Below are 330 nucleotides of genomic sequence, written 5' to 3' on the forward strand. Positions count from 1 at the left end.
CTTTTACTAACTTCTGATTTTCCTTCGGAAAATCCTCGCTGGTAAAAACGCAACTTTCCATATACAAACACGTTAGCGGTCAGGCGAGAAACGAAATCAGACACAATAATTATATAACAGAATGGAAAATACAAATTTGAAAACCTTCCCTATATTATCAACTGAACGTTTGACTCTTCGACAATTATCCGACAGCGATGTTCAAGAAATATTTATTCTTCGTTCTGATACTTTAATAAACAAATATCTTGGAAGACAGCCAAGCAAAACATTAGAAGAAGCATCGAAATTTATTGAGAAAATAAAAAACAATAGCCTTTCTTATTGGGC

Annotated in this window: 1 protein-coding gene; it reads left to right on the forward strand. The window is 33.3% G+C overall.

Features of this window, described 5'->3' with window-relative positions:
- Positions 1 to 121 precede the first annotated feature (121 nt).
- Positions 122 to 330, forward strand: a 209-nt coding sequence (locus ACVCXO_RS00135) for a GNAT family N-acetyltransferase (RefSeq protein WP_452227576.1), incomplete at its 3' end; no start/stop codon positions are given.

It is taken from the genome of Lacinutrix sp. MEBiC02404, assembly GCF_053601575.1.